Raw genomic sequence first — 20,591 nt, forward strand, 5'->3', positions numbered from 1 at the left:
CGATGCCGTTCCCGGCGATCCCGCTCACGTTGCCCGAGTTGCGCGAGCGCGTCCGGCGCCTAGAGGGTGGCGACCGTCGGTTGCGCGGCGCGCTGCCGTTCGACGTCGGGGAGATCGACCGGCGGCTACCGGGCGGCGGCTTGGCGCTCGGCTCGCTGCACGAGGTGGCGGGAGGCGGCAACGGCGCGGTGGACGGGGCGGCGGCGGCCCTGTTCGCGGCCGGCGTCGCGGCGCGCACGAAGGGTCCGGTGCTGTGGTGCGTCGTGCGGCAGGACCTGTTCGCACCGGCGCTCCAGCAGGCGGGCCTGCTTCCGGGACGGGTGATCTTCGTGGAGGCGGGGGACGAGCGGGAACTGCTCGGCTCGTTCGAGGACTGCCTGCGGCACGGCGGCCTCGGCGCGGTGGTGGCGGAGGTCGCCAAGCTGTCGATGACCGCCTCGCGCCGCCTCCAGCTCGCGGCGGAAGGATCGGGTACGATGGCGCTCGCCCTCCGGCGCTGGCGGCGGCAGACGGAAGCCGCCGACTTCGGCCAGCCGACAGCGGCGGTGACGCGCTGGCGGGTTTCGGTCATGCCGTCGGCGCCGTTGCCCGTGCCGGGCGTCGGACGGTCGCGATGGCTCCTCGAACTGATCCGCTGCCGAGCCGGGGAGTGCGCCGACTTCGAGGTGGAAGCCTGCGATGACCAGGGTCGCATCGCTCTGGCTGCCCCGCTGGCCGACCGATCGGCTCCGGCGGACCTCGCCCGGCACCGCGCCGCCGGCTGAGGTGCCGCTCGTTCTCGTCGGCCGGGACGGCAACCGCCGCACGGCCGTCGCGCTCGACCGCGCCGCCGAAGCGGCCGGCCTCTCCATCGGCATGCCGACCGCGAAGGCGCAGGCACTCCTTCCGGGCCTCGCGGTGCTGGAGGCCGATCCGGTCGGCGATGCGGCGGCCCTCGAGCGCCTCGCGATCTGGGCGCTGCGTTTCTCGCCCGTGGTCGCGGCTGACCCACCGGACGGCCTCGTGATCGACACGACGGGCGCCGACCACCTGCACGACGGCGAGGAGGCGATGCTGCATCGCCTTGTCGAGCGGTTCGATGCTTCGGGGCTGGAAGCGCGTGCCGGGGTTGCCGACACGTGGGGCGCGGCGCACGCGGCTGCCCGCTTTGCCGGCGCGCGCCAAGTGATCGTCGACGAGGGAGCGGGCAGGGAGGCTCTCGCCGGGCTGCCCGTCGCGGCGCTGCGGCTCGACGCGCGCACGGTGATGGACCTGCATGTCCTCGGCTTCCGGACGGTGGGTGACGTCGCGAGCCAACCGCGGGCGCCATTGACACAACGCTTCGGCCCGGCGCTCGGCCGGCGCCTCGACCAAGCCTTCGGGGCCGTTCCCGAACCCATCGACCCCGTGCGCTCGCCCGACCTCGTGGAAGTGCGTCGCGCCTTCCCAGAGCCGATCGGCGCCCCCGAGACCATCGCGCGGTACACGGGCAAGCTCGTCGCCGCGCTCTGCGCCGAACTGGAACCGCGCGGCCTCGGCGCCAGGCGGCTCGACCTGCTGTTCACCCGCGTCGACAACCGCGTCGAGGCGATCCGTGTCGGCACCAGCCAGCCGGTGCGCGACGTGCGCCGCCTGACGCGCCTGCTCTGCGACCGGATCGAGACCGTCGATCCCGGCTTCGGCATCGAAACGATGCGGCTCGCCGCGACGCTGGCCGAACCACTGGGCGCGAAGCAGGCGGTATCCCCGCTGGTTGCCGAGCCTGAAGCCGACCTCGCCGGTTTGGTCGACGTGTTGGCGAATAGGATCGGCGAGCGGCGCCTGTATCGCTTTGCCCCGGTCGCCAGCGACGTGCCGGAGCGGTCCGTCACGCGGATCGGCGCGCTCAATCCCGACGACGGCGCCGCTTGGCACGACCACTGGCCGCGACCTTCGCGCCTGCTGCCCCGGCCGGAGCCGGTGGAGACCATGGCGCTCCTCCCCGACCATCCGCCGAACTGGTTCCGCTGGCGCGGCGTGCGGCGACGGGTGCGGCGCGCCGACGGACCGGAGCGGGTGTTCGGCGAATGGTGGAAGCGGGAGGCCGAACTCACGACGGCCCGCGACTACTTCCGGGTCGAGGACGACGCCGGGGAACGGTACTGGCTCTACCGCGAGGGTGACGGCGAGCACCCGGAGACCGGCTCGCAGCGCTGGTTTCTGCACGGTATCTTTGGATGAGCGGCGGGAGCACGGAGGCCGATCCATCGAGACCGCCAGTGCTGCGGCCCAACGCGCCACCCTATGCCGAGCTTCAGGTCACGACGCACTTCTCGTTCCTGCGCGGCGCGTCGGGCTGCGAGGAACTGTTCGCCGCGGCGGCCGTCCTCGGTATCCGGGCGCTCGGCGTCGTGGACCGCAACTCGCTCGCCGGCATCGTTCGGGCGCACGAGGCAGCCAAGACCTGCGGCGTCCGCCTCGTCGTCGGCTGCCGCCTCGACCTCGACGGCGGCCCCCCGGTTCTCGTCTACCCGACCGACCGCGCCGCCTACTCGCGGCTCTGCCGCCTCCTGACGCTCGGCAAGGGCCGCGGCGGCAAGGCACGCTGCGTCCTCAACTTCGACGATCTCGCCGCGCACGGCGAGGGCTTGCTCGCTGTCCTCGTGCCGGACGAAGCGGACGAGGCGACGGCGGTCCATCTGCGTCGGCTCCGCGATACCTTCGGCGACCGCGCCTACCTCGCCCTGACGCTCCGCCGCCGGCCGAACGACCAGCTTCGCCTGCACGGACTGTCCGAGATGGCCGCCCGGCTCGGCGTTGCCACCGTCGTGACGAACGACGTGCTGTTCCATTCCCCCGACCGCCGCATCCTCCAGGACGTCGTCACCTGCATCCGCGAGCGAACGACGATCAACGCCGCTGGCTTCCGCCGCGAACGCCACGCCGACCGCTACCTGAAGCCCCAGGAGGAGATGCATCGCCTCTTCGCCCGGTATCCCGACGCGCTTCGGCGGACAATGGAGATCGCGAATCGCTGCCGCTTCTCGATGGACGAGCTCGCGTACCAGTACCCGGAGGAGCGGCAGTTCCCCGAACAGGTCGGCATAGGGCAGGAGCAGCGTGAACGGCAGCGGTCCGACGATCGACAGCCAGACGATCCGGTAGCGGCCGATCCGGTCGCCGACGACGCCGCCGACGAGGACGCCGACCGCCGAGGCGATGAAGATGACGAACAGCATCATCTGCGAGGTCTGGACCGACACCTCGAAGCGCTCGATCAGGTAGAAGGTGTAGAACGACCGGAAGCTCTCGAGATATGCGAGCTTCGAGGTCATCAGGACGCAGAGCACCCCGAGCCCGAACAGCGCCGGCCCGCGCGACCGCGGCGTCGCGCCGCCGCGTGCGTGGGCGTGCGCCGCCAGCGCGTCGAACCGCTTCCGGATCGCGCCCTGCCGGCCGCCGGTCCACGTCAGCAGCGCCATGCCGAGGACGGCCATCGCGGCGAAGAGTGCGAGGCTCGACTGGCCGCGCGGCACGATGACGAGGGCGGCCAGCAGCGGCCCGAGCGCGCCGCCGATCTGGCCGCCCACCTGGAAGATGCCCTGCGCCAGCCCCTGCCGCCCGCCGGAGGCATAGCGGGCGGCGCGCGTCGCCTCCGGGTGGAAGATCGACGAGCCGATGCCGACGAGCGAGACCGAGACGAGGATCAATGGGTAGCTCGACGCGAAGGCAAGGCTGAGCAGCCCGGTGAGGGTGGCGATCATGCCGACGGCGCCGGAATAGGGCAGGGGATGGCGGTCGGTGTAGATGCCGATCACCGGCTGGAACAGCGCCCCGGCGATCTGGAAGGTCAGGGTGATGGCGCCGATCCGGGCGAAGTCGAGCGCGAACCGGTCCTTCAGGATCGGGTAGATCGCCGGGATCAGCGACTGCGCCGCGTCGTTCAGGAGATGCGACAGGCCGAGCGCCACCAGCACCGCCATGTACACCTGCGGGCGCGCCGCGGATGCTTCCGGGATGTCGGCTTCGGCCTCAACCGGCAGGGTGCTCATCGCCATCCGTACTCCCCTCGTCTTGCGCGTTGGCGCGGTCGATTTGCCGGACCGCCGCCGCGACGCGGCCGAGCTCCGCGGACGGCAGCGGCAGCACCGGGCGCGGCGGAGCGATCCCGGCGAAGCCCAGCACATCGGCGACCGCGTACATGACGCGAAAGCTGCCGTAAGTCCTGAACAGGTCCCACAGCGGCCGGAAGGCGTCGTCGAGCCGCCTCATCTCGGCGAAATCGTCCTGTATGGCGGCGCGCGTCAACGCAAGCGCCGTTGCCGGAAGCAAGCCCGCGACGACGCTGTACCATGCGTCGCAGCCGGCGAGCAGCGCGTCCGCCGCGCCCCAGTCGCCGCTGTATCCGACCGCGAAGCTGTCCGGTGTCCGGGCGCGCAGCCGCGCCAGTTCGCCCGCATGGTCGCCATCGGCCGGCAACGGCAGCTTCACCGCCGCGACGTTCGGCAGTTCGGCGAGCCGCGCGACGAGGTCGACGGTGAACGCGAACTTCGTGGTGCCGGGGTTGTCGTAGATGCAGAGCGGCAACTCGCCGGCCTCCGTGACCGCTACGAAGTGGCGGAACACCTCCTCGTCCGTCAGCGGCAGGTAGGACATCGGCGCCAGCAGGAGGCCGTCGGCGCCGGCGGATCGAGCGTCCCGGGCGAGCGCCACGGCCTCGGCGGTCGTCAGCGCACCGACGCCGACGACGATCGGCACGCGGCCGCCGACGCGTTCCACGGCGACGCGCAAGGTGCGCTGCCGCTGCTCGCGCGTCAGGTAGGCGTAGCCGCCGGTGCTGCCGAGCAGGCCGATCGAGTCGGCCCCAGCCGCGACGATGCGATCGAGGAAGCAGCCGAGCATCGCTTCGTCGACTTCGCCCGCCTCGTCCAGCGGCGTCAGCGGAAACGCCGACAGGCCCCGAAACAGCGTCATGCCCAAGGTCGCTTCATATCCGTGATCCATCGCGAAAGCTTCGAAGGTGCAGTCGTCGGTCCCCGCCGGAGCGATCTGCGCCCTGCGACTCGATGACGACCGAACCATCTGAACAAGCGAGGGTTATATCTGCTCGGACACATCGCCGGCTATCCTATGGAAGCGCGATGCCCGGCAAGTTCCCCTCACCGTTCGATCGCGGCGAGCGTCGATTGCAAATGGGAACGGTGGGTGCCTGCGATATCTGCAACATACGGATCAGGACGTTCATGAAGACAGTGGTGGTGACGGGCGCGAGCGCCGGGATCGGCTTGGCGATCGCCGAGCGGTTCGCGAGCGCCGGCTGGCAGGTGGCCGTCCTCGCCCGCGACGAGGCGCGCCTCACGCAAGCGACGGCGATGCTCGAACGCCACGGCGGGCGAGTGCTTGGTCTGCCGGTCGATGTAGCCGACGCAAGCGCCGTGAATGCCGCCGCCGACCGCGTCGCGACCGAGCTCGGCGGCATCGACGCCTGGGTCAACAACGCCATGTCGACCGTCGTGGCGCGGGCCCACGAGATCACGCCGGACGAGTACGCGCGCGTCACCGCGACCACGTATCTGTCGCAGGTGCACGGGACGCTGGCGGCTCTGCGGTACATGCGGGAGAGGAACCGCGGCGCGATCGTGCAGGTCTCGTCCGGCCTTGCGATCCGCGCGGCGCCGCTCCAAGCGGCCTATTGCGGGGCGAAGGCCGCCGTTGGCGGTTTCACGGACTCGCTGCGCGCCGAGCTCATCGCCGACCGCTCGGCGGTGACGCTGACGGTCGTCTACCTGCCGGCGGTGGACACGCCTCAGCCGGGCTGGGCGCGAAACCGAACGGGCCGCGAGCAGGTTCTGCCCGATCCGCTGTTCGACCCGCGCCTGTGCGCCGAGGCCGTGTTCTCTGCGGTCGAGGATCCGCAGCGCGAGATCTGGGTCGGACGCTCGACGGTGATGATGGCCATCGCCCAGGTCGCCGTGCCCGCCTACGCCGACAGAAAGGCGGCGGAGATGATCGACTCGATGCAAGGTGCGCCGATGCCGGCGCGGGACGGCAACCTCGATGCAACCGTTCGGGGTCCCGCGCGGATCGATGGCGAGGGCGGCTCGCGGACCATCCGGAGCCGGCATGAGTTCCTGACCAGCCGGCAGCTCGATTTGATCAAGGCCGGCGCGGTCGGCGGTCTGCTGGTCGCGGGCGCCGCGGCACGCTCGGTCCTGCGTCGGGCGCTGCCGGACCTTCGCCGTTGAGCGGGCGCTCTTTCCCGGTTGCGCGGAGCGGTGGGCGAGCGGCGCACGACCTCTCGCGCGCCATCCGACCGACGAACTCGCTGCGTCATGGCGACCGAACAGCGGGAAAGGCGAAGCGCAGCTTGAGACTCGTACAGAGGCCGCTCGGCGAACAGGTCATTGTCGTCACGGGTGCCAGCTCCGGCATCGGGCTGGCGACGGCGCGAGCCGCGGCCCGCCGTGGTGCGGCCGTCGTGCTCGCGGCGCGCAGCGGCGAGACGCTGGAGCGGGTCGCCCACGAGATCGAGGCCGACGGGGGACGGTGCGCGGCGGTCGTCGCCGACGTGTCGGTGGAGACGGACGTGCGTCGCATCGCGCAGACCGCGGTCGAGCGCTTCGGCGGTTTCGACACCTGGGTCAACAACGCCGGCGCTGCCGTCTACGACACGCTGACGGACATGCCGATCGAGGAGCACCGGAAGACGTTCGAGACGAACTACTGGGGCACCGTCTACGGCTCGCTCGTCGCGGTTCGGCACTTCCGTGAGCACCCCGGCGGCGGCACGCTTGTCAACGTCGGCTCGGTCAATGGCGACGTCGCGGTGCCGTATCTTTCCGCCTACGGCGCGACGAAGCACGCGGTGAAGGGGTTCACGAACGCGCTGCGCATGGAACTCCTGTACGAGCGGGCGCCGGTGCAGGTAACGCTGATCAAGCCGTCCGGCATTGCGACGCCGTTCCCGCAGCACGCCCGCTCGCGGATCGGCGCCGAGCCCCGCGTCGTGCCGCCGCTCTATGCGCCCGAACTCGTCGCCGACGCGATCCTCCATGCCGCGACTCACCGAGTACGCGACCTGACGGTCGGCGCCGCCGGCCGCATCGTCGCCGCGGCGGCTGCGATCGCGCCGAACCTGATGGACCGGGTGCTGGCCTTCGCCGTACCGCCGGTGACGCGTTCTTCCCATCCGCTAACGACGACGGACAACCTCGAGCAGGGCGGCAGCGGCGGCGAAGTGCACTACCCGTACTTCCGCGGCTTGCCGTTCAGCCTGCACACGGAGGCGATGAAACGACCACTTGCGACCGCCGTGATCGCGGCCGGCGTGGCCGCGGTTGCGTTGGGCTGGGTCCGGCGGCGCGCGGGCCGTTGAACCATCAACCGACCCGCCCTGTTCTCCGATCACGAATCCCACCGACGAGGCGACGCGCATGAAGGCTTTGACCTGGCACGGCACGAACGACATCCGCTGCGACAGCGTGCCCGACCCGAAGATCGAGGGCGAGCGCGACGTCGTCATCAAGGTGACGAGCTGCGCGATCTGCGGCTCGGACCTCCATTTGATGGACGGGCTGATGCCGACCATGAAGAGCGGCGACATCCTCGGCCACGAATTCATGGGCGAGGTCGTGGAGGTCGGTTCGCCGAACCACCGGCTGAAGAAGGGCGACCGCATCGTCGTACCGTTCAACATCAACTGCGGCGAATGCCGCCAGTGCAAGCTCGGCAACTATTCCGTCTGCCAACGCTCCAACCGCAATGCCGCGATGGCGATCGAGCAGTTCGGCTACCCGACCGCCGGGCTGTTCGGCTATTCGCACCTCACCGGCGGCTATAGCGGCGGCCAAGCCGAATACGTCCGCGTGCCGATGGCCGACGTCGCGCCGATGGTGGTGCCGGAGGGCCTCTCCGACGAGGAGGTGCTGTTCCTCACCGATATCTTCCCCACCGGCTACCAGGGGGCCGAGCACTGTGAGATCAAGGGCGGTGAGATCGTCGCGATCTGGGGCATGGGCCCGGTCGGCCTCTTCGCGGTGCAGTCGGCGAAGGTGCTCGGCGCCGAGCGCATCATCGCCATCGAGACGGTGCCGGAGCGCATCGCGCTCGCTAAGATGGCCGGCGCCACCGACATCGTCGATTTCGCCGAGGAGGACGTCTACGAGCGCATCCTCGAGATCAGCAAGGGCGAAGGCGCGGACGCGGTGATCGACTGCGTCGGCATGGAAGCGGACGCGGGCCACGGGCAGGCCGGCGTGTTGAGCGCCTTGAAGGAGAAGGTGCTGCCGAGCGAGCGCACCTTCGTGCTCGATCAGGCGATCCGGGCGGTGCGCCCATGCGGCATCGTCTCGGTGCCCGGCGTCTACGGCGGGCCGGTGACCGTCAACATGGGCCAGATCGTCCAGAAGGGGCTGACGCTCAAAAGCGGCCAGACGCACGTCAAACGCTACCTCGAGCCGCTGACCAAGCTGATCCAGGACAGACAAGTCGACACGACCTTCCTCATCACCCACCGCAGCACCGACCTCGCCGACGGACCGGATCTTTACAAGCTGTTCAAGGAGAAGCAGGACGGCTGCGTGAAGGTCGTGTTCCATCCGGGCGGCTAACCGACGGACGACGGGAATCGGGATTGTCACAAGCTCGGACACATCGATCCTGGCTCAAGTCGCCAGATGTTGCAGCGCCGCGGCGAAGGTCGCGACGCTGGCGCTACGCAGCGGGACGAACGGCTTGTCCGCCTCGCGACAATGGCGTTTTACCCGCTCCGCGGCGGCGTGGCTAACGCAGTCCACCGGGAACAGGACCACGTCCGCCTGAGCGATGAGTCCCGGCAGCAGCTTGGCGCTCGCCTCGACGCCGCCGTCGTGAGTGAAGAAGTTGCCGCCCGAGCGCTCGGTGAGGTCCCGCAGTCGATCGACGTGCCCCGGACGGCCGCCGACATAGAGGACCCGTGAGCCGCCAAGGTCGACCGGTGCAACGTCGTCAATGTGTGGCGCGGCGAGGCGCTCGCAGGCGGCGATCTCGCCGCGAAGCGCCTCGTTCTCACGCTCCAGTTCCCCACACCTCTCCTCGCTCCCGCGCAGCCTGTCCTCACGGTCTCGCAGGTGCGCCAATGCGTCGGCGACGCGCTCCTCCGCAAGCTGGAGCTTGCGCATCAAAGCGTCGCTCGCGTCTGGCTCGCGGGTCGTCGTCGCCGTATGCGGCAAAGTCGCCCGACCCGCCTCGAGGCCGGCGATGCGCTCGGCCCGTTCGGCAAGTTCTGCTGCGGCTCGCCGGAGCCGCGCCTGCTGGCGGGCGATCGTCTCGTCGCGCTCGCCAAGTTGGCTTTCGAGCTGCCGTAGCCGCGCGATGTCGAGACGGCTGGCGGAGCCGACGAGATGCGACAGCATGTGGACGTCGCTGAACGCCTCGCGCACCAGTTCCTCGCCCGTCAGAGGATGGCTGATCGTCGCCCAGTAACCGCCGGGGATGTCGCCGCCATCCATCGCCTCGCGCCAGAGCGCGGCCACCTCCGCCTGGCTCCGGGCACGACCAAAACGCTTGATCGCTGTCGCGTGCTTCCGGTCGAGCAGCTTGTTGAGGAGCTTGCCGGCGACGTCGTTCCGGCCGGCCGCCGTCACGCCACGGTAGTGGACGGGATGGGCGGTGGCGGTCTTCGCGTCCGCGTTTCCGAGCTTGGCGAGAAGCTGGCGCAACTCTCCCGTCGTCAGGCACGTCCCGACGATGGAGCAGTGCAGGTTCGGCGACAGGTCCCAAACGCGGTCCCGGGAGTGGGAAGATATCGCTGGCGCAGGCGTGGCGGGCGACGTGGCCCGCACAGGCGGCAGCGTCACTCCGGGCAACGCTCCCGATCCCCCGGGACGGTTCGCGGACAGGACGCTTCCCATATCGTTCTCCCGTTATATCCCATCGAATATAGCGGAGAGCGCATCGACTCAACGACGGAACGGGCTATGTGCCGACCCAATGTCGGAGGGACGTCAGGTCACTCCTCCACCTGTCCTCACGAGGTCCATCCATGTTCGTTTGTCAGGGTTTTGCCGCGTCCGCCGCCGACCAGCCGCTGAAACCCTTCGAGTTCGAGCGGCGCGACGTCGGCGAGCACGATGTCCGGATCGAGATCCTCTACTGCGGCGTCTGCCATTCCGACCTGCACCAGGCGCGCAACGACTGGAGCAACTCGCTCTACCCGATGGTGCCCGGCCATGAGATCGTCGGGCGCGTCGCCGAGGTCGGCGCCGCCGTCACCAAGCTGAAAGCCGGCGACTACGCCGGCGTTGGCTGCCTCGTCGACTCGTGCCGCCGCTGCGCCGCCTGCGAGGCCGATCTCGAGCAGTACTGCGAGGAAGGCCCGACGCCCACCTACAACGGCCGGGAACGCGGCAAGGACGCGCTCACCTTCGGCGGCTACTCGGATCAGATCGTCGTCGAGGAGCGCTTCGTGGTGAAGGTGCCGGAGACGATGGACCTCAAAGCCGTCGCGCCGCTGCTCTGCGCCGGCATCACGACCTACTCGCCGCTCCGGCACTGGAAGGTCGGGCCGGGTTCCCGCGTCGGCGTGATCGGCCTCGGCGGCCTCGGCCACATGGGCGTCAAGCTCGCCAAGGCGTTCGGCGCGCACGTCACGATGATCACCACCTCGCCGGGCAAGGGCGAGGACGCGATGAAGCTCGGCGCCGACGAAGTGCTGATCTCCACGGACGAGTCGGCGATGGGCCAAGCGAAGGCCTCGTTCGACTTCCTCCTGAACACCGTGCCGGTCGGGCACGACCTCAATCCCTACGCGGCGCTTCTGAAGCTCGACGGCACGATGGTGCTGGTGGGCGTCCTGACGCCGGTCGAGCCGCTCGCCGGCGCGAGCCTGATCATGGGCCGGCGCTCGGTCGCGGGCTCGGCGATCGGCGGCCTCGCCGAAACGCAGGAGATGATGGACTTCTGCGCCGAGCACGGTGTCCTGCCGGACATCGAGATGATCGCGATGCAGGACATCAACGAGGCCTACGAACGCCTCCTGAAGAACGACGTGCGCTACCGCTTTGTCATCGACATGGCGACGCTGAAGGAAGCGGCGGTCGCGAACTAGCGGGAGACAGGCGATGCCCATCCCGGGAGCGGACGCGGAACCGAGCGTCGCAGGGAAACGCGCCGAAGCTGTCGACCGGGCATTGCAGGCGGTCCAGGCTGCGGCGGGCGCGTTCTCGGCCTGGTCAGAAACGGGACCGACCGCGCGCCGGGCGATCCTGCTCCGCGCGGCCGACTGCATCGAGGCACGGTCGGACGAGTTCGCCCGGCTGATGACGGAAGAGACGGGCGCGGCGGCGGCGTGGGGCGGGTTCAACGTCATGCTCGCCGCTCGCATGCTGCGCGAGGCCGCCTCGATGACGACGCAGATCCTCGGCGAGGTCGTCCCGTCCGACAAGCCGGGCTGCCTGTCGCTCGCCGTGCGGCAGCCGGCCGGCGTCTGCCTCGGCATCGCGCCGTGGAACGCCCCCGTCATCCTCGGCGTCCGTGCCGTGGCGATGCCGCTCGTCTGCGGCAACACCGCGGTCCTGAAGGCGTCCGAGACGTGCCCCGAAACGCACCGGCTGATCGGCGCCGTCCTTGCGGAAGCCGGGCTGCCGGACGGGGTCCTCGGCGTCGTCGCCAACGATCCCGCCGAGGCCGCCGCGGTGGTCGAGGCGCTGGTCGCGGCGCCCGCGGTGCGCCGCGTCAACTTCACGGGCTCGACGCGCGTCGGACGGATCGTCGCGGAACTCGCGGCAAGGCACCTGAAGCCGGTGCTCCTCGAACTCGGCGGCAAGGCGGCGCTGGTGGTCCTCGACGACGCCGATCTCGACGCCGCGGTCGACGCGGCCGTGTTCGGCGCCTACCTGAACCAGGGTCAGATCTGCATGTCGACCGAGCGGATCGTGGTCGACGCGGCAGTCGCCGACGCTTTCATCGACAAGCTCGCGACGCGCGTCCGGGCTCTCGCCGCCGCCGGACCGGGCGCGCTCGGCCTCCTGGTCGACGCCGCCGCTGCCGAACGGGTGCGGGGTCTCGTCGCCGACGCGCTCGACAAGGGGGCCGAACTGCTGGCGGGCGGCGATGGCGAGGGCCGCGCGATGCAGCCGACGCTGCTCGACCGGGTGACGGCCGACATGCGGATCTACCGCGAGGAGTCCTTCGGCCCGGCGAAGGCGGTCGTGCGCGTCGACGGCATCGAGGCAGCGGTGCGGGTCGCGAACGACACCGACTACGGCCTCGCCACGGCGGTGTTCGGGCGGGACGTCCGGCGCGCCCTCGACGTGGCGCGGCGGCTGCGCTCCGGCATCTGCCACGTGAACGGGCCGACCGTCAGCGACGAGCCGCAGGCGCCGTTCGGCGGCGTCGGCGCGTCCGGCTACGGCCGGTTCGGCGGTCGGGCGGCGATCGCCGAGTTCACCGACTTGCGCTGGATCACCGTCGAGGGCGAGCAGCACTACCCGTTCTGAGCAGCGGCGCGAGACGACCAGCCGCAGCGAGCCGTCGAAGGCCGCCTGCCGCCTGAACGGACCGAAGCGTTCGTCCCAAGCGCCGTCCACCAGCTCGCGCTCGAGGTGGCGGACATAGCCGTCGGCGGTCCTTTCGTCGACGAAGCTCCAGGCCGAGTTGGCCCTACGGGCTCCCGGGTCGAGCAAACGTTCCGGTCGCCCGTAGTAGGCCTCGTTGAAGCCGTCGCGGCACTCGAACGGGATCGGGACCGGAACGATCTCCATCTCGTCGCCAAGAAGCGAGCCGACGCGCTGGAGGGACGGATAGCGCCGCGCCTCGGTCGAGAGGACGTCCGGGGCGTAGCGGTTCAGCCAGAAGCGCTGGACCAGATCCGGATCGCAGGACATCACCACGACCGGGCCGCGCGTCACGCGCCGCAACTCGGCGAGCCCCCTGTCGAGGTCTTTCCACTGGTGGACGGAGAAGGTCGTCATCGCCGCGTCGAAGGATCCGTCGGCGAACGGCAACGCCTCGGCGACGGCGTCGATCGCGCGGGGAAGCTGCGGCGGCCGCTGGTCGCGCATCGAGGCCGATGGCTCGACCGCGGTGACATCTCGGCTCGTCGGCTCGTAGGAGCCCGCACCCGCGCCGACGTTCAGGACAGTGCGGGCATCCCCCAGCGCGTCCTCGATCAGCCGGGCGATCGCCGGCTCGGGGTGGCGGTAACGTGTGTAGTCGACGCCGATCCGCCCGTAGTTCGCGTCGCCCGCGCTGCCGTCAATCTGCCGTTCGTTCATCGATCGCCGTTCCCGGGCCGCGCACGCAAATTTGGTCCTCCGAAGCCGTTGCCATCGGAGGCCGACCTCCGCCGACTCTCGCAGACGGGATCGACTCCGCCGGGATGTGGCCCCGATGCGTTGTATCCGCCGGAACATATCGCTACGACCTGACATCCGCCACGATCGGAGCCTTGCCATCATGTTTTTGCCCAAGCTCCGTCTTCTGGCGGCGATATTGATCGCCACGCTGTTCGCAACGGGCGGTTCGGCCTTCGCCGAGCGCACCGTCACCGACCAGCTCGGGCGCGAGGTGCATGTGCCCGACACAGTGCGGCACGCTGTGATCCTCCAGCACCAGACGCTGAACATCGCCGTGCAGTTGGATGCCATGGACGAACTCGTCGGCGTCCTCGACGAATGGAAGAAGCAGCTCGGATCCAACTACGTTCGCCTCGCGCCCAAAATCGCAGACCTGCCGATGCCGGGCGGACTGACGAAGGTGAACGTCGAGGAGCTCCTGAAGCTCGAACCGGACGTCGTGTTCGTGACGAACTACGCCCCGCCCGAGATGATCCGGCAGATCGAGGGCGTCGGCGTGCCGGTGGTCGCGATCTCGCTCCTGAAGGTCCCGTCGAGCGAGGCGGGCAAGCTGAACCCGACGGTCGCCGACGAGCCCGCGGCCTACGACGCGGGCTTCGCCGAGGGCATTCGGCTGATTGCCGACGTCCTGAACCGGAAGCCCCAGGGCGAAGCGCTGATCGCCAAGGCGACCGAGAACCGCAAGCTCGTGTCCGACCGGCTGGCAGGGCTCGCGGAGAAGGACCGCGTTCCGGTCTACATGGCGAATCCGGACCTCTCGACCTACGGCCACGGCAAGTACACCGGTCTGATGATGCGGCGCGCGGGAGCGCGCAACGTCGCCGACTCGATCGCCGGCTTCAAGCAGGTGTCCATGGAGGACGTGATCGGCTGGAACCCGGCGGTGATCTTCGTGCAGGAGCGCTATCCGGCGGTCGTCGGCGAGATCAAGGCGGACCCCGCCTGGGCGACGATCGACGCGGTGCGGAACGGACGCATCGAGCTGATGCCGGAATACGCCAAGGCCTGGGGCTACCCGATGCCGGAAGCGCTGGCGCTCGGCGAGCTCTGGATGGCGAAGACGCTCTATCCCGACCGCTTCAAAGACGTCGACATGCAAAGGCAAGCCGACGACTACTACCGCGAATTCTATCGGACATCGTACGCCCCTCCGAAACCGTGACCACGGTCCGGACGGCGCGGGAGGATGCCGCGAGCCGGGACCGCGCGGCGTTGGCGCTGCCGCTTCTCGGCGTCCTCCTCCTCGCCGTGGCGCTCCTCTCGCTCGGCCTCGGCCGGATCGACATCCCGGTTCTGCGTGTCGTCCGGATCCTCCTCGATCCGGTGCTCGCCGCCGAGCCGGCGGTGACGGCGGTCGAGCGCAGCGTCATTTTCAACGTCCGCCTGCCGCGCGTACTGACCGCACTCTTCGCCGGCTCGGGGCTGGCGCTGGCCGGGGCGGCGCTCCAGGGCGTGTTCCGCAACCCGCTCGTCGGGCCGCAGATCGTCGGCGTGTCCTCCGGGGCGGCGTTCGGCGGCGTGCTCGCGATCCTTCTCGGCCTGTCGCACGGCGGGCTTCTCGCCGGCGCCTTCGCCTTCGGCCTCCTCGCGCTCGTCCTCGTCTATGCGCTGAACAGCTTCGTCGCCCGCCGCAATATCCTCGCGCTCGTGCTCGCAGGCGTCGTGGTCAGCGGCTTCTTCGGCGCGCTCGTCAGCCTCGTCCAGTTTCTCGCCGACACCGAGGACAAGCTGCCGACGATGGTGTTCTGGCTGCTCGGCAGCTTCGCCACCGCGAACATGGAGAAGGCGTTGCTGGTCGCAGGTCCGGTGCTCGTCGGCGGTGCGCTGCTGCTGGCGCTGCGCTGGCGGATCGACATCCTGTCGCTCGGCGACGAGAGCGCCGCGGCGCTCGGCCTCGACGTCGCGCGGCTGCGCTGGTTCGTGCTGGCCCTCGTCGCCCTGATCGTGTCGGCGCAGGTCGCCGTCAGCGGCATCGTCGGCTGGGTCGGCCTCGTCGTCCCCCACGTTGCCCGGATGCTCGTCGGTCCGGGCCATCGCCGCATGCTGCCGGCCTCGCTTCTCCTCGGCGCCACCTTCCTTCTCGTCGTCGACGACGCGGCGCGCACGCTCAGCGGCACCGAGATCCCGCTTGGCATCCTGACGGCGCTGATCGGGACGCCCGTCTTCGCGATCCTCCTGCGCCGGAGCCAGATGGCGGGCGGTCGGGATGGGTGAGGCAGTCCTGCGGCTCGCCGGCGCGGGCCACTCCTACGACGGCCGCGTCTGGCAGTTCCGCCGGCTCGACCTCAGCGTCGACAGCGGCGACGTCGTCGCGATCCTCGGACCCAACGGGCGCGGCAAGTCCACGCTGCTGCGCGTCATGGCCGGCCTCGTCCGGGCGACGGAAGGAACGGTCGGGGCGGCAGGCCCGATCGGCTTCGTGCCGCAGGACTTCGCAGGCGCCTTTCCCTATTCCGCGCTGGACATCGTCCTCATGGGACGCGCCCGGCACGTGGCGACGCTGCGGATGCCGACCGCCAACGACGAGGCGATCGCCCTCGACGCGCTTCGCGACGTCGGCATGGCCGACCTCGCGGGGCGTTCCTTCGACAGGCTGTCCGGCGGCGAGCGCCAGCTCGTCCTGATCGCGCGGGCGCTCGCGTCGGAGGGTGCGATCCTGCTTCTGGACGAGCCCGCGTCGGCGCTCGACCTGAAGAACCAGGACCGCGTGCTGGACCTTCTCGGCCGGCTCGCGGCGCAAGGGCGGACGCTCGTCTTCACCACGCACCAGCCGAACCACGCGATCACGGCGGCGTCCAAGGCGCTCCTGATGATGGAGGACGAGTCCCCGATCTTCGGTGCCGTCGACGACGTCGTGACCGAGCGCAACCTCGAGGCCCTCTACGGCCTGCCGGTGCGGCTCGTTCGGTTCGAGGCTGAGGGAGCCCCGCTGACCGCGGCCGCCCCGGTGTTCCGCAGGCGGGGATCGGGCCGCGACGCGAAGGAGCCGCCGGGACGATGACAATCTCCGAAAGACCTGCGCGTGCCGTCAAGGTCCTTGCCGCGGGGAGCCTGCGCCAGGCGTTCACCGACATCGTCGCGGCGTTCGAGGCCGGGACGGGTATTCGGGTCGACGCAGCCTTCGGCCCGGCCGGGCTCCTGCGGGAGCGGATCGAGTCCGGCGAGGCGTTCGACCTGTTCGCGTCGGCCAACATGGCGCATCCCGAACGCCTCCACCGGCTCGGGCTGTCCGGCCCGGCGAGCCCGTTCGCTGCGAACAGCCTCTGCCTGATCGCTCGGGCCGGGCTCGGAATGACGGCAGAGACCATGATCGAGATCATGCTTCGGCCGGACATCCGCATCGGGACGTCGACGCCCGGCGCCGATCCGTCCGGCGACTACGCGCTCGAGTTCTTTCGGAATGTCGAGCGGGAGCGTCCCGGCGCCGGTGCCGTGCTCGCCGGAAAGGCGAGGGCGCTGGTGGGCGGCCGGGACTCGCTGCCGATCGCCTCCGATGTTCCAGCCGCCGCCTGGGCGATCGATGGCGGCGAGGCGGACGTGTTCGTCAGCTACCGCACCAACGGCAGGCTCGTCGAAGCTCGACCCGGCCTCGCGGTCGTGGCCATCCCGAAGCGTCTGGATGTCGCGGCGAGCTACGGCCTGTGCCTCGGACGGATGGCCGGGACCGATGCGGAGCGGTTCGCGGAATGGCTGTTATCGGCAGTCGGGAAGGACGCATTGCACCGCCACGGCTTCGCCGATTACCGATAGGCCGGAGTCGACGGCCATTCCCTTATGGTCTCTGGGTCGACTCGAAAGTGTGACCCCGAACCTGCCCTGTCTCCACTCTGACAACGACATCGCCGGCATGATCCAGGATCCCAACGGCGACACGTTCCCCCTTGAACAAGCTTATCCGACGGCTGCTCTCTCGAAGAAGATCCACGTGATCGCAATGGTCATCAGTCAAACTCTTTTGCATGAAAGCAGAGCCCTCCGGAGTGCTTGTTTCTGTTCGTCCGCTTTAGGGAATGCCGTTTGGTGCGCGCGACGGCTTAGATGGCTCGAAGGCAATCCGTCTGCTTTCAGGGTCCGCTTCGTCCAACCGGATCGGCGTCTTCAAGCGCGTATGTCCGTGGTACTCACCTGCCGGTCGGTAGCGATCCGCGCGGCGTCAAGTCTTGTGAGGGCTGAAGCCCCGCCCGCCGCGAAGTGCGCGAGGCTTCGAAGCGGGTACGTCAGGCCGGCAGGCGCCGTTCGTACTCACCCTTGAGGCGGTGGATCTCGTCCCAGAACGGCTTCGCCCGACCGCCCGTCAGCAGCGCTTCGAGAATATCGAGATGGACGTGCCAACCGGGGGCGAAGTTCATCAGGCGCGCGCGATCCGGCACGCGGCTGTGGATAATCGTCAGCAGCACCTCGCCGCCCTGCGGTTGCAACTCGAAGGAAACGGCGCCGGTTTCGCCCCAGGCAATGCCGAGCTTGCGCGGCGGATCGAGCTCGGTAATCCGGGTCTGCATCCGGTTTTCCGCCGACGATCCGGCGGGGCGCTGGCCGGGCGGATCGGTCAGTTCGTCGTTGCGCCAGACGAGCTCGACCGGGCTGCCGACCTCCATCGTCATATCGCCGGCCGCGAACCACTGGCGGCGCAACTCGCTCTGCGTGAGGTAGGACCAGACGCGATCGATCGGGCCCGGCAGGAGGCGCTGGATCCGCAGTGTGGCGGGTTCGATCAGTTCGCCGTAGCGTTCCATAGTTGCAAGCTCGCTCATTCCTTGTCTCCTTGGCTGGTCGGGGTTCGGGCTGCGTCCTCCTCGCGGAGGATCCGTTCGAGGGCATCGAGACGCCCGGTCCAGAAGCGTTCGTAGAAGTTCAGCCACTCAGCGGCGCTCGCGAGCGGTCCGGGATCGAGGCGGCAGAGATGCGTCCGGCCGCGCACCTCGCGGCGAATCAGGCCGGCGGCCTCCAGCGCCTTGACGTGTTTGGAGGCGGCGGCGAGCGACATCGCGAACGGCTCGGCGAGCTGGCTGACGGTTCGTTCGCGACCGGCGAGCTCGCGCAACATCTGCCGGCGAGTGGGATCGCCGAGGGCGTGGAAGACGGCATCGAGTGGAGTAGCCTGTAGTTCAACCATGTGGTTGAATGTATGGGCCCGCGCGGTGATAGTCAACCAATCGGTTGAATGTTTGGAGCGCTGGTCACGTCGTTTCCGAGCCTGAAGCCTGGATCGTATGCCCACTGAGATGCACAGACTGCGGCGAGACGCGTGGCCTTCGGCTACGAGTAGGGACGGAAAACGAGAGGGATACTCGCCTTGAACAGCAATCATCCGCAGGCTCAGAAGAACTCGCCATCGCAGACCGTCTTGCCGTCAAGGCGCCTGCACCCCTTGCAGGTGAGCGTGCTCGGCAGCGCGGAGCCTGGAAGCGTGGCCTACGAGCGGGCGGGGGAGGCCGGCGAGATCCTGGCGAGCCTCGGGATCACGACGGTCAGCGGCTGCGGCAGTCCGGCGACGCGCTTCGCCGCCGAGCGCGCGCTGGCCGCTGGGGGCCAAGTCGTCTCGATCGTCCCGACGGACGAGATCACGACGGCCGACTGGCCTTGCACCGTCCTCATCCCGTGCGGCATGGGCGACGCGCGCAACCTGATGATGGCGCTGGCGGGCGACGCCTGCCTGGTGATCGGCGGCAGGGCGGGCACCATCTCGGAAGTGTGCCTTGCCTGGCTGCACCGGCGGCCGCTGTTCCCGCTTCTCGGCTGTGGAGGATGGTCGGATCGTTTGATCGACAACCCGCCCGACGAGCGCAAGCTCGCTCCGATCCAGGGCTGGTCGACCGGCAAGGACCTGCGGACGCTCTTGCGTCACATCGTCGAATGATGCATCGGGACCGCGTCGCCTCCACGCGTCCGTAAGCGTTTACGTCAACCAACGCGCAGTCGCCGAGCTCCCGACCATGGGCGGGGCTCGCCACGCGCGAGGTTGCGGTTCGTGTTCGATCAGCTTGTTTCCTTTTGGCGCACCGCGCCGCGCCCGGCCTTGCTCGGCCTTCTCCTGTTCCTCTGCGCGGGCTTCGCCGACGGTGCGCTCGTGCCCTTCTTTCCGCTCTGGGCGGAGGGCGAGGCTGGCATTCCCGTCGGGGCGATCGGCCTCCTGTTCGGATGCTACGCGGCTGGCGAGCTCGTCGCGGCGCCGCTGATCGGCGGCATCGCGGACCGGGTCGGGCGGCGGCCTGTGCTGATCGTCTCCGCGCTCGGGGTGGGAAGCGGCATCGCGGCACTGTTCCTCGCGCACGGCGTCGTTCTGACGGCCGTTCTCCTGCTCCTGACCGGCCTTTGCGAGTCCGTCCTCCACCCGACGATCCTGACCGTCATCGCCGACGCGACGCCGCCGGAAGCCCACCGCCGCTGGTTCGCGCTGGCGCGCGTGGCGTCCAGCGGGGGGCAGGTGCTCGGTCCGGCGACCGGCGCGCTTCTCGCGCTCGCCTCGCTCGGCGCGGTCTTCCTCGCCGCGGGCGGGATGTTGCTCGTCGGCGGCGCGATGATGCTGCTCTTCCTGACCGAAACCATCGGGACCGGCCACGGGGCGAGCGACGGTGGTCGCGACGCCGACGAGGATGAAGAGGAGGGGCTGTCGGCCCTGCTGCCGGCCTTCCGGGACGGCCGGTTGGCGAGGCTGCTGTTCTGGATCGTCTTGTTCGAGGTCTCGGTCAGTTGGCTCGAGGCCGTGATCCCGCTCTACGCGCACGATGCCGGGACGCTGACGCCGTCCGGCGTCGGCGCGCTGTTCGCCTACGCCGCCGCCCTGACGGTCGTCCTGCAGATGCTCGTCAGCCGGGTCGGCGAGACGCGGTCCGCCAGGTGGCTGACGGCAGGCGCCGGCGGCGCGTCCGTCGTCGGCTTCGCGCTTTTGGCCGCGTCGCCTTCGGAGTCGGCGCTGATCGGTGCCGTGACCCTGTTCGCGATCGCCCAGATGCTGACGGGACCGCTGGTGCCGACTGCGGTCAGCGCGCTCGCGCCACGGCCACAGCGCGCCACCTACATGGCGGCCGCCTCGGTTGCGAACGACCTCAAGGACTCGCTAGGACCCGCAGCGGGCACCGCCCTCTACGCGCTGGCGGCGCGGCTGCCGTGGCTCCTCGGCATCCCGCTCGTCGCCGTCGCCTCGCTCGGGCTTGGTGCTGCGATCGGGCGATCGGCACAGTCGACCGACGCTTCCCGGCCACCCGAACCACGGTGACCATGGCGTCTACTCCATCAGCCTCGGCTTGCCGACGAGCATGCGCCAGCGAGGGAATTCGACGTCCGATCAGTGCAGAATGC

17 protein-coding genes and 3 pseudogenes are annotated in these 20,591 nt (G+C 69.8%); 14 read left to right on the forward strand and 6 right to left on the reverse strand.

All coding sequences use genetic code 11. The features are described from left to right. Positions 1–2: 2 nt before the first annotated feature. The 3 genes and pseudogenes from F6X38_RS14420 to F6X38_RS14430 all read left to right on the forward strand — a co-directional run. A complete protein-coding gene (locus F6X38_RS14420; protein ID WP_150970720.1) occupies positions 3–764 on the forward strand; it encodes an ImuA family protein in 762 nt (253 codons plus the stop codon). Further along, positions 679–2,199, forward strand: a complete 1,521-nt coding sequence (locus F6X38_RS14425; RefSeq protein ID WP_150970722.1) for a Y-family DNA polymerase — start codon at positions 679–681, stop codon at positions 2,197–2,199. The genes F6X38_RS14420 and F6X38_RS14425 overlap by 86 nt, the downstream gene beginning before the upstream one ends. After that, positions 2,196–3,053 (forward strand): annotated as a pseudogene (locus F6X38_RS14430) (PHP domain-containing protein); the annotation flags it as partial. The gene F6X38_RS14425 and the pseudogene F6X38_RS14430, both read left to right, overlap by 4 nt. A gap of 51 nt (positions 3,054–3,104) precedes the next feature. Here the strand turns inward: F6X38_RS14430 and F6X38_RS14435 are convergent. Continuing rightward, positions 3,105–4,016 (reverse strand): annotated as a pseudogene (locus tag F6X38_RS14435) (MFS transporter); the annotation flags it as partial. Next, the gene (locus F6X38_RS14440; protein WP_150970724.1) at positions 3,991–4,932 is read right to left on the reverse strand and encodes a dihydrodipicolinate synthase family protein; all 942 of its coding nucleotides are present in this window, start codon (positions 4,930–4,932) and stop codon (positions 3,991–3,993) included. The gene F6X38_RS14440 and the pseudogene F6X38_RS14435, both read right to left, overlap by 26 nt. A 269-nt stretch (positions 4,933–5,201) precedes the next feature. On the opposite strand from F6X38_RS14440, the gene F6X38_RS14445 reads away from it, so the two are divergent. The 3 genes from F6X38_RS14445 to F6X38_RS14455 all read left to right on the forward strand — a co-directional run bounded on the left by F6X38_RS14445 (position 5,202) and on the right by F6X38_RS14455 (position 8,567). Beyond that, on the forward strand, positions 5,202–6,203 hold the full coding sequence (locus tag F6X38_RS14445) for an SDR family oxidoreductase (protein WP_150970726.1): 1,002 nt from the start codon (positions 5,202–5,204) through the stop codon (positions 6,201–6,203). 122 nt (positions 6,204–6,325) lie between these two features. Next, positions 6,326–7,333, forward strand: coding sequence for an SDR family oxidoreductase (locus tag F6X38_RS14450; protein WP_161992764.1), 1,008 nt, complete (start codon positions 6,326–6,328; stop codon positions 7,331–7,333). Between the two features lie 58 nt (positions 7,334–7,391). After that, complete coding sequence (locus F6X38_RS14455) at positions 7,392–8,567, forward strand: zinc-dependent alcohol dehydrogenase (RefSeq protein ID WP_150970730.1); 1,176 nt, start codon at positions 7,392–7,394, stop codon at positions 8,565–8,567. 54 nt (positions 8,568–8,621) lie between these two features. Here F6X38_RS14455 and F6X38_RS14460 read toward each other — a convergent pair whose 3' ends face one another. Then, positions 8,622–9,656 (reverse strand): DUF2325 domain-containing protein, encoded by a 1,035-nt coding sequence (locus F6X38_RS14460; protein WP_161992765.1) that lies wholly within the window; start codon positions 9,654–9,656, stop codon positions 8,622–8,624. A gap of 323 nt (positions 9,657–9,979) precedes the next feature. Between F6X38_RS14460 and F6X38_RS14465 the strand changes: the two genes are divergently transcribed. Together F6X38_RS14465 and F6X38_RS14470 are read left to right on the forward strand one after the other, a co-directional pair. After that, complete coding sequence (locus F6X38_RS14465; protein ID WP_150970735.1) at positions 9,980–11,044, forward strand: NAD(P)-dependent alcohol dehydrogenase; 1,065 nt, start codon at positions 9,980–9,982, stop codon at positions 11,042–11,044. 13 nt (positions 11,045–11,057) lie between these two features. Continuing rightward, on the forward strand, positions 11,058–12,434 hold the full coding sequence (locus tag F6X38_RS14470) for an aldehyde dehydrogenase (RefSeq protein WP_150970737.1): 1,377 nt from the start codon (positions 11,058–11,060) through the stop codon (positions 12,432–12,434). A gap of 414 nt (positions 12,435–12,848) precedes the next feature. On the opposite strand, the pseudogene F6X38_RS23925 reads toward F6X38_RS14470, so the two are convergent. Further along, a pseudogene (locus tag F6X38_RS23925) lies at positions 12,849–13,394 on the reverse strand (class I SAM-dependent methyltransferase); the annotation flags it as partial. On the opposite strand from F6X38_RS23925, the gene F6X38_RS14480 reads away from it, so the two are divergent. From F6X38_RS14480 to modA, 4 genes are read left to right on the forward strand one after another with little or no spacing between them, the layout of a single operon-like run. Further along, positions 13,393–14,454, forward strand: coding sequence for an ABC transporter substrate-binding protein (locus F6X38_RS14480; RefSeq protein WP_150970738.1), 1,062 nt, complete (start codon positions 13,393–13,395; stop codon positions 14,452–14,454). The pseudogene F6X38_RS23925 and the gene F6X38_RS14480 sit on opposite strands and share 2 nt — an antisense overlap. Continuing rightward, the gene (locus F6X38_RS14485; protein WP_281353067.1) at positions 14,451–15,506 is read left to right on the forward strand and encodes a FecCD family ABC transporter permease; all 1,056 of its coding nucleotides are present in this window, start codon (positions 14,451–14,453) and stop codon (positions 15,504–15,506) included. Before F6X38_RS14480 ends, F6X38_RS14485 begins: the two co-directional genes overlap by 4 nt. Next, positions 15,499–16,293 carry an ABC transporter ATP-binding protein gene (locus F6X38_RS14490; protein ID WP_150970740.1) on the forward strand — a complete coding sequence of 265 codons (795 nt, stop codon included), beginning with the start codon at positions 15,499–15,501 and terminating at the stop codon, positions 16,291–16,293. The genes F6X38_RS14485 and F6X38_RS14490 overlap by 8 nt, the downstream gene beginning before the upstream one ends. Next, complete coding sequence (gene modA, locus F6X38_RS14495) at positions 16,290–17,042, forward strand: molybdate ABC transporter substrate-binding protein (RefSeq protein ID WP_150970742.1); 753 nt, start codon at positions 16,290–16,292, stop codon at positions 17,040–17,042. Before F6X38_RS14490 ends, modA begins: the two co-directional genes overlap by 4 nt. Before the next feature lie 467 nt (positions 17,043–17,509). Here the strand turns inward: modA and F6X38_RS14500 are convergent, their stop codons facing one another. After that, positions 17,510–18,043, reverse strand: coding sequence for an SRPBCC family protein (locus F6X38_RS14500; protein WP_150970744.1), 534 nt, complete (start codon positions 18,041–18,043; stop codon positions 17,510–17,512). After that, positions 18,040–18,405 carry an ArsR/SmtB family transcription factor gene (locus F6X38_RS14505; protein ID WP_150970746.1) on the reverse strand — a complete coding sequence of 122 codons (366 nt, stop codon included), beginning with the start codon at positions 18,403–18,405 and terminating at the stop codon, positions 18,040–18,042. The genes F6X38_RS14500 and F6X38_RS14505 overlap by 4 nt, the downstream gene beginning before the upstream one ends. Before the next feature lie 267 nt (positions 18,406–18,672). On the opposite strand from F6X38_RS14505, the gene F6X38_RS14510 reads away from it, so the two are divergent. After that, positions 18,673–19,149 (forward strand): SLOG cluster 4 domain-containing protein, encoded by a 477-nt coding sequence (locus F6X38_RS14510; RefSeq protein WP_150970827.1) that lies wholly within the window; start codon positions 18,673–18,675, stop codon positions 19,147–19,149. A 111-nt stretch (positions 19,150–19,260) separates the two neighbouring features. Then, positions 19,261–20,508 (forward strand): MFS transporter, encoded by a 1,248-nt coding sequence (locus F6X38_RS14515; RefSeq protein ID WP_246191356.1) that lies wholly within the window; start codon positions 19,261–19,263, stop codon positions 20,506–20,508. The last annotated feature ends 83 nt before the right edge of the window (positions 20,509–20,591 follow it).

The sequence above is a fragment of the Plantimonas leprariae genome, from assembly GCF_008802405.1.
Taxonomy (GTDB): Bacteria; Pseudomonadota; Alphaproteobacteria; order Rhizobiales; family Rhizobiaceae; genus Plantimonas; species Plantimonas leprariae.

Bases quoted from the DNA above. Each gene is read 5' to 3' on its own strand.
- F6X38_RS14420 (WP_150970720.1), top strand. From the start codon at position 3: ATGCCGTTCCCGGCGATCCCGCTCACGTTGCCCGAGTTGCGCGAGCGC.
- F6X38_RS14425 (WP_150970722.1), top strand. From the start codon at position 679: ATGACCAGGGTCGCATCGCTCTGGCTGCCCCGCTGGCCGACCGATCGG.
- F6X38_RS14440 (WP_150970724.1), bottom strand. From the start codon at position 4,932: ATGACGCTGTTTCGGGGCCTGTCGGCGTTTCCGCTGACGCCGCTGGAC.
- F6X38_RS14445 (WP_150970726.1), top strand. From the start codon at position 5,202: ATGAAGACAGTGGTGGTGACGGGCGCGAGCGCCGGGATCGGCTTGGCG.
- F6X38_RS14455 (WP_150970730.1), top strand. From the start codon at position 7,392: ATGAAGGCTTTGACCTGGCACGGCACGAACGACATCCGCTGCGACAGC.
- F6X38_RS14465 (WP_150970735.1), top strand. From the start codon at position 9,980: ATGTTCGTTTGTCAGGGTTTTGCCGCGTCCGCCGCCGACCAGCCGCTG.
- F6X38_RS14470 (WP_150970737.1), top strand. From the start codon at position 11,058: ATGCCCATCCCGGGAGCGGACGCGGAACCGAGCGTCGCAGGGAAACGC.
- F6X38_RS14480 (WP_150970738.1), top strand. From the start codon at position 13,393: ATGTTTTTGCCCAAGCTCCGTCTTCTGGCGGCGATATTGATCGCCACG.
- F6X38_RS14490 (WP_150970740.1), top strand. From the start codon at position 15,499: ATGGGTGAGGCAGTCCTGCGGCTCGCCGGCGCGGGCCACTCCTACGAC.
- modA (WP_150970742.1), top strand. From the start codon at position 16,290: ATGACAATCTCCGAAAGACCTGCGCGTGCCGTCAAGGTCCTTGCCGCG.
- F6X38_RS14500 (WP_150970744.1), bottom strand. From the start codon at position 18,043: ATGAGCGAGCTTGCAACTATGGAACGCTACGGCGAACTGATCGAACCC.
- F6X38_RS14505 (WP_150970746.1), bottom strand. From the start codon at position 18,405: ATGGTTGAACTACAGGCTACTCCACTCGATGCCGTCTTCCACGCCCTC.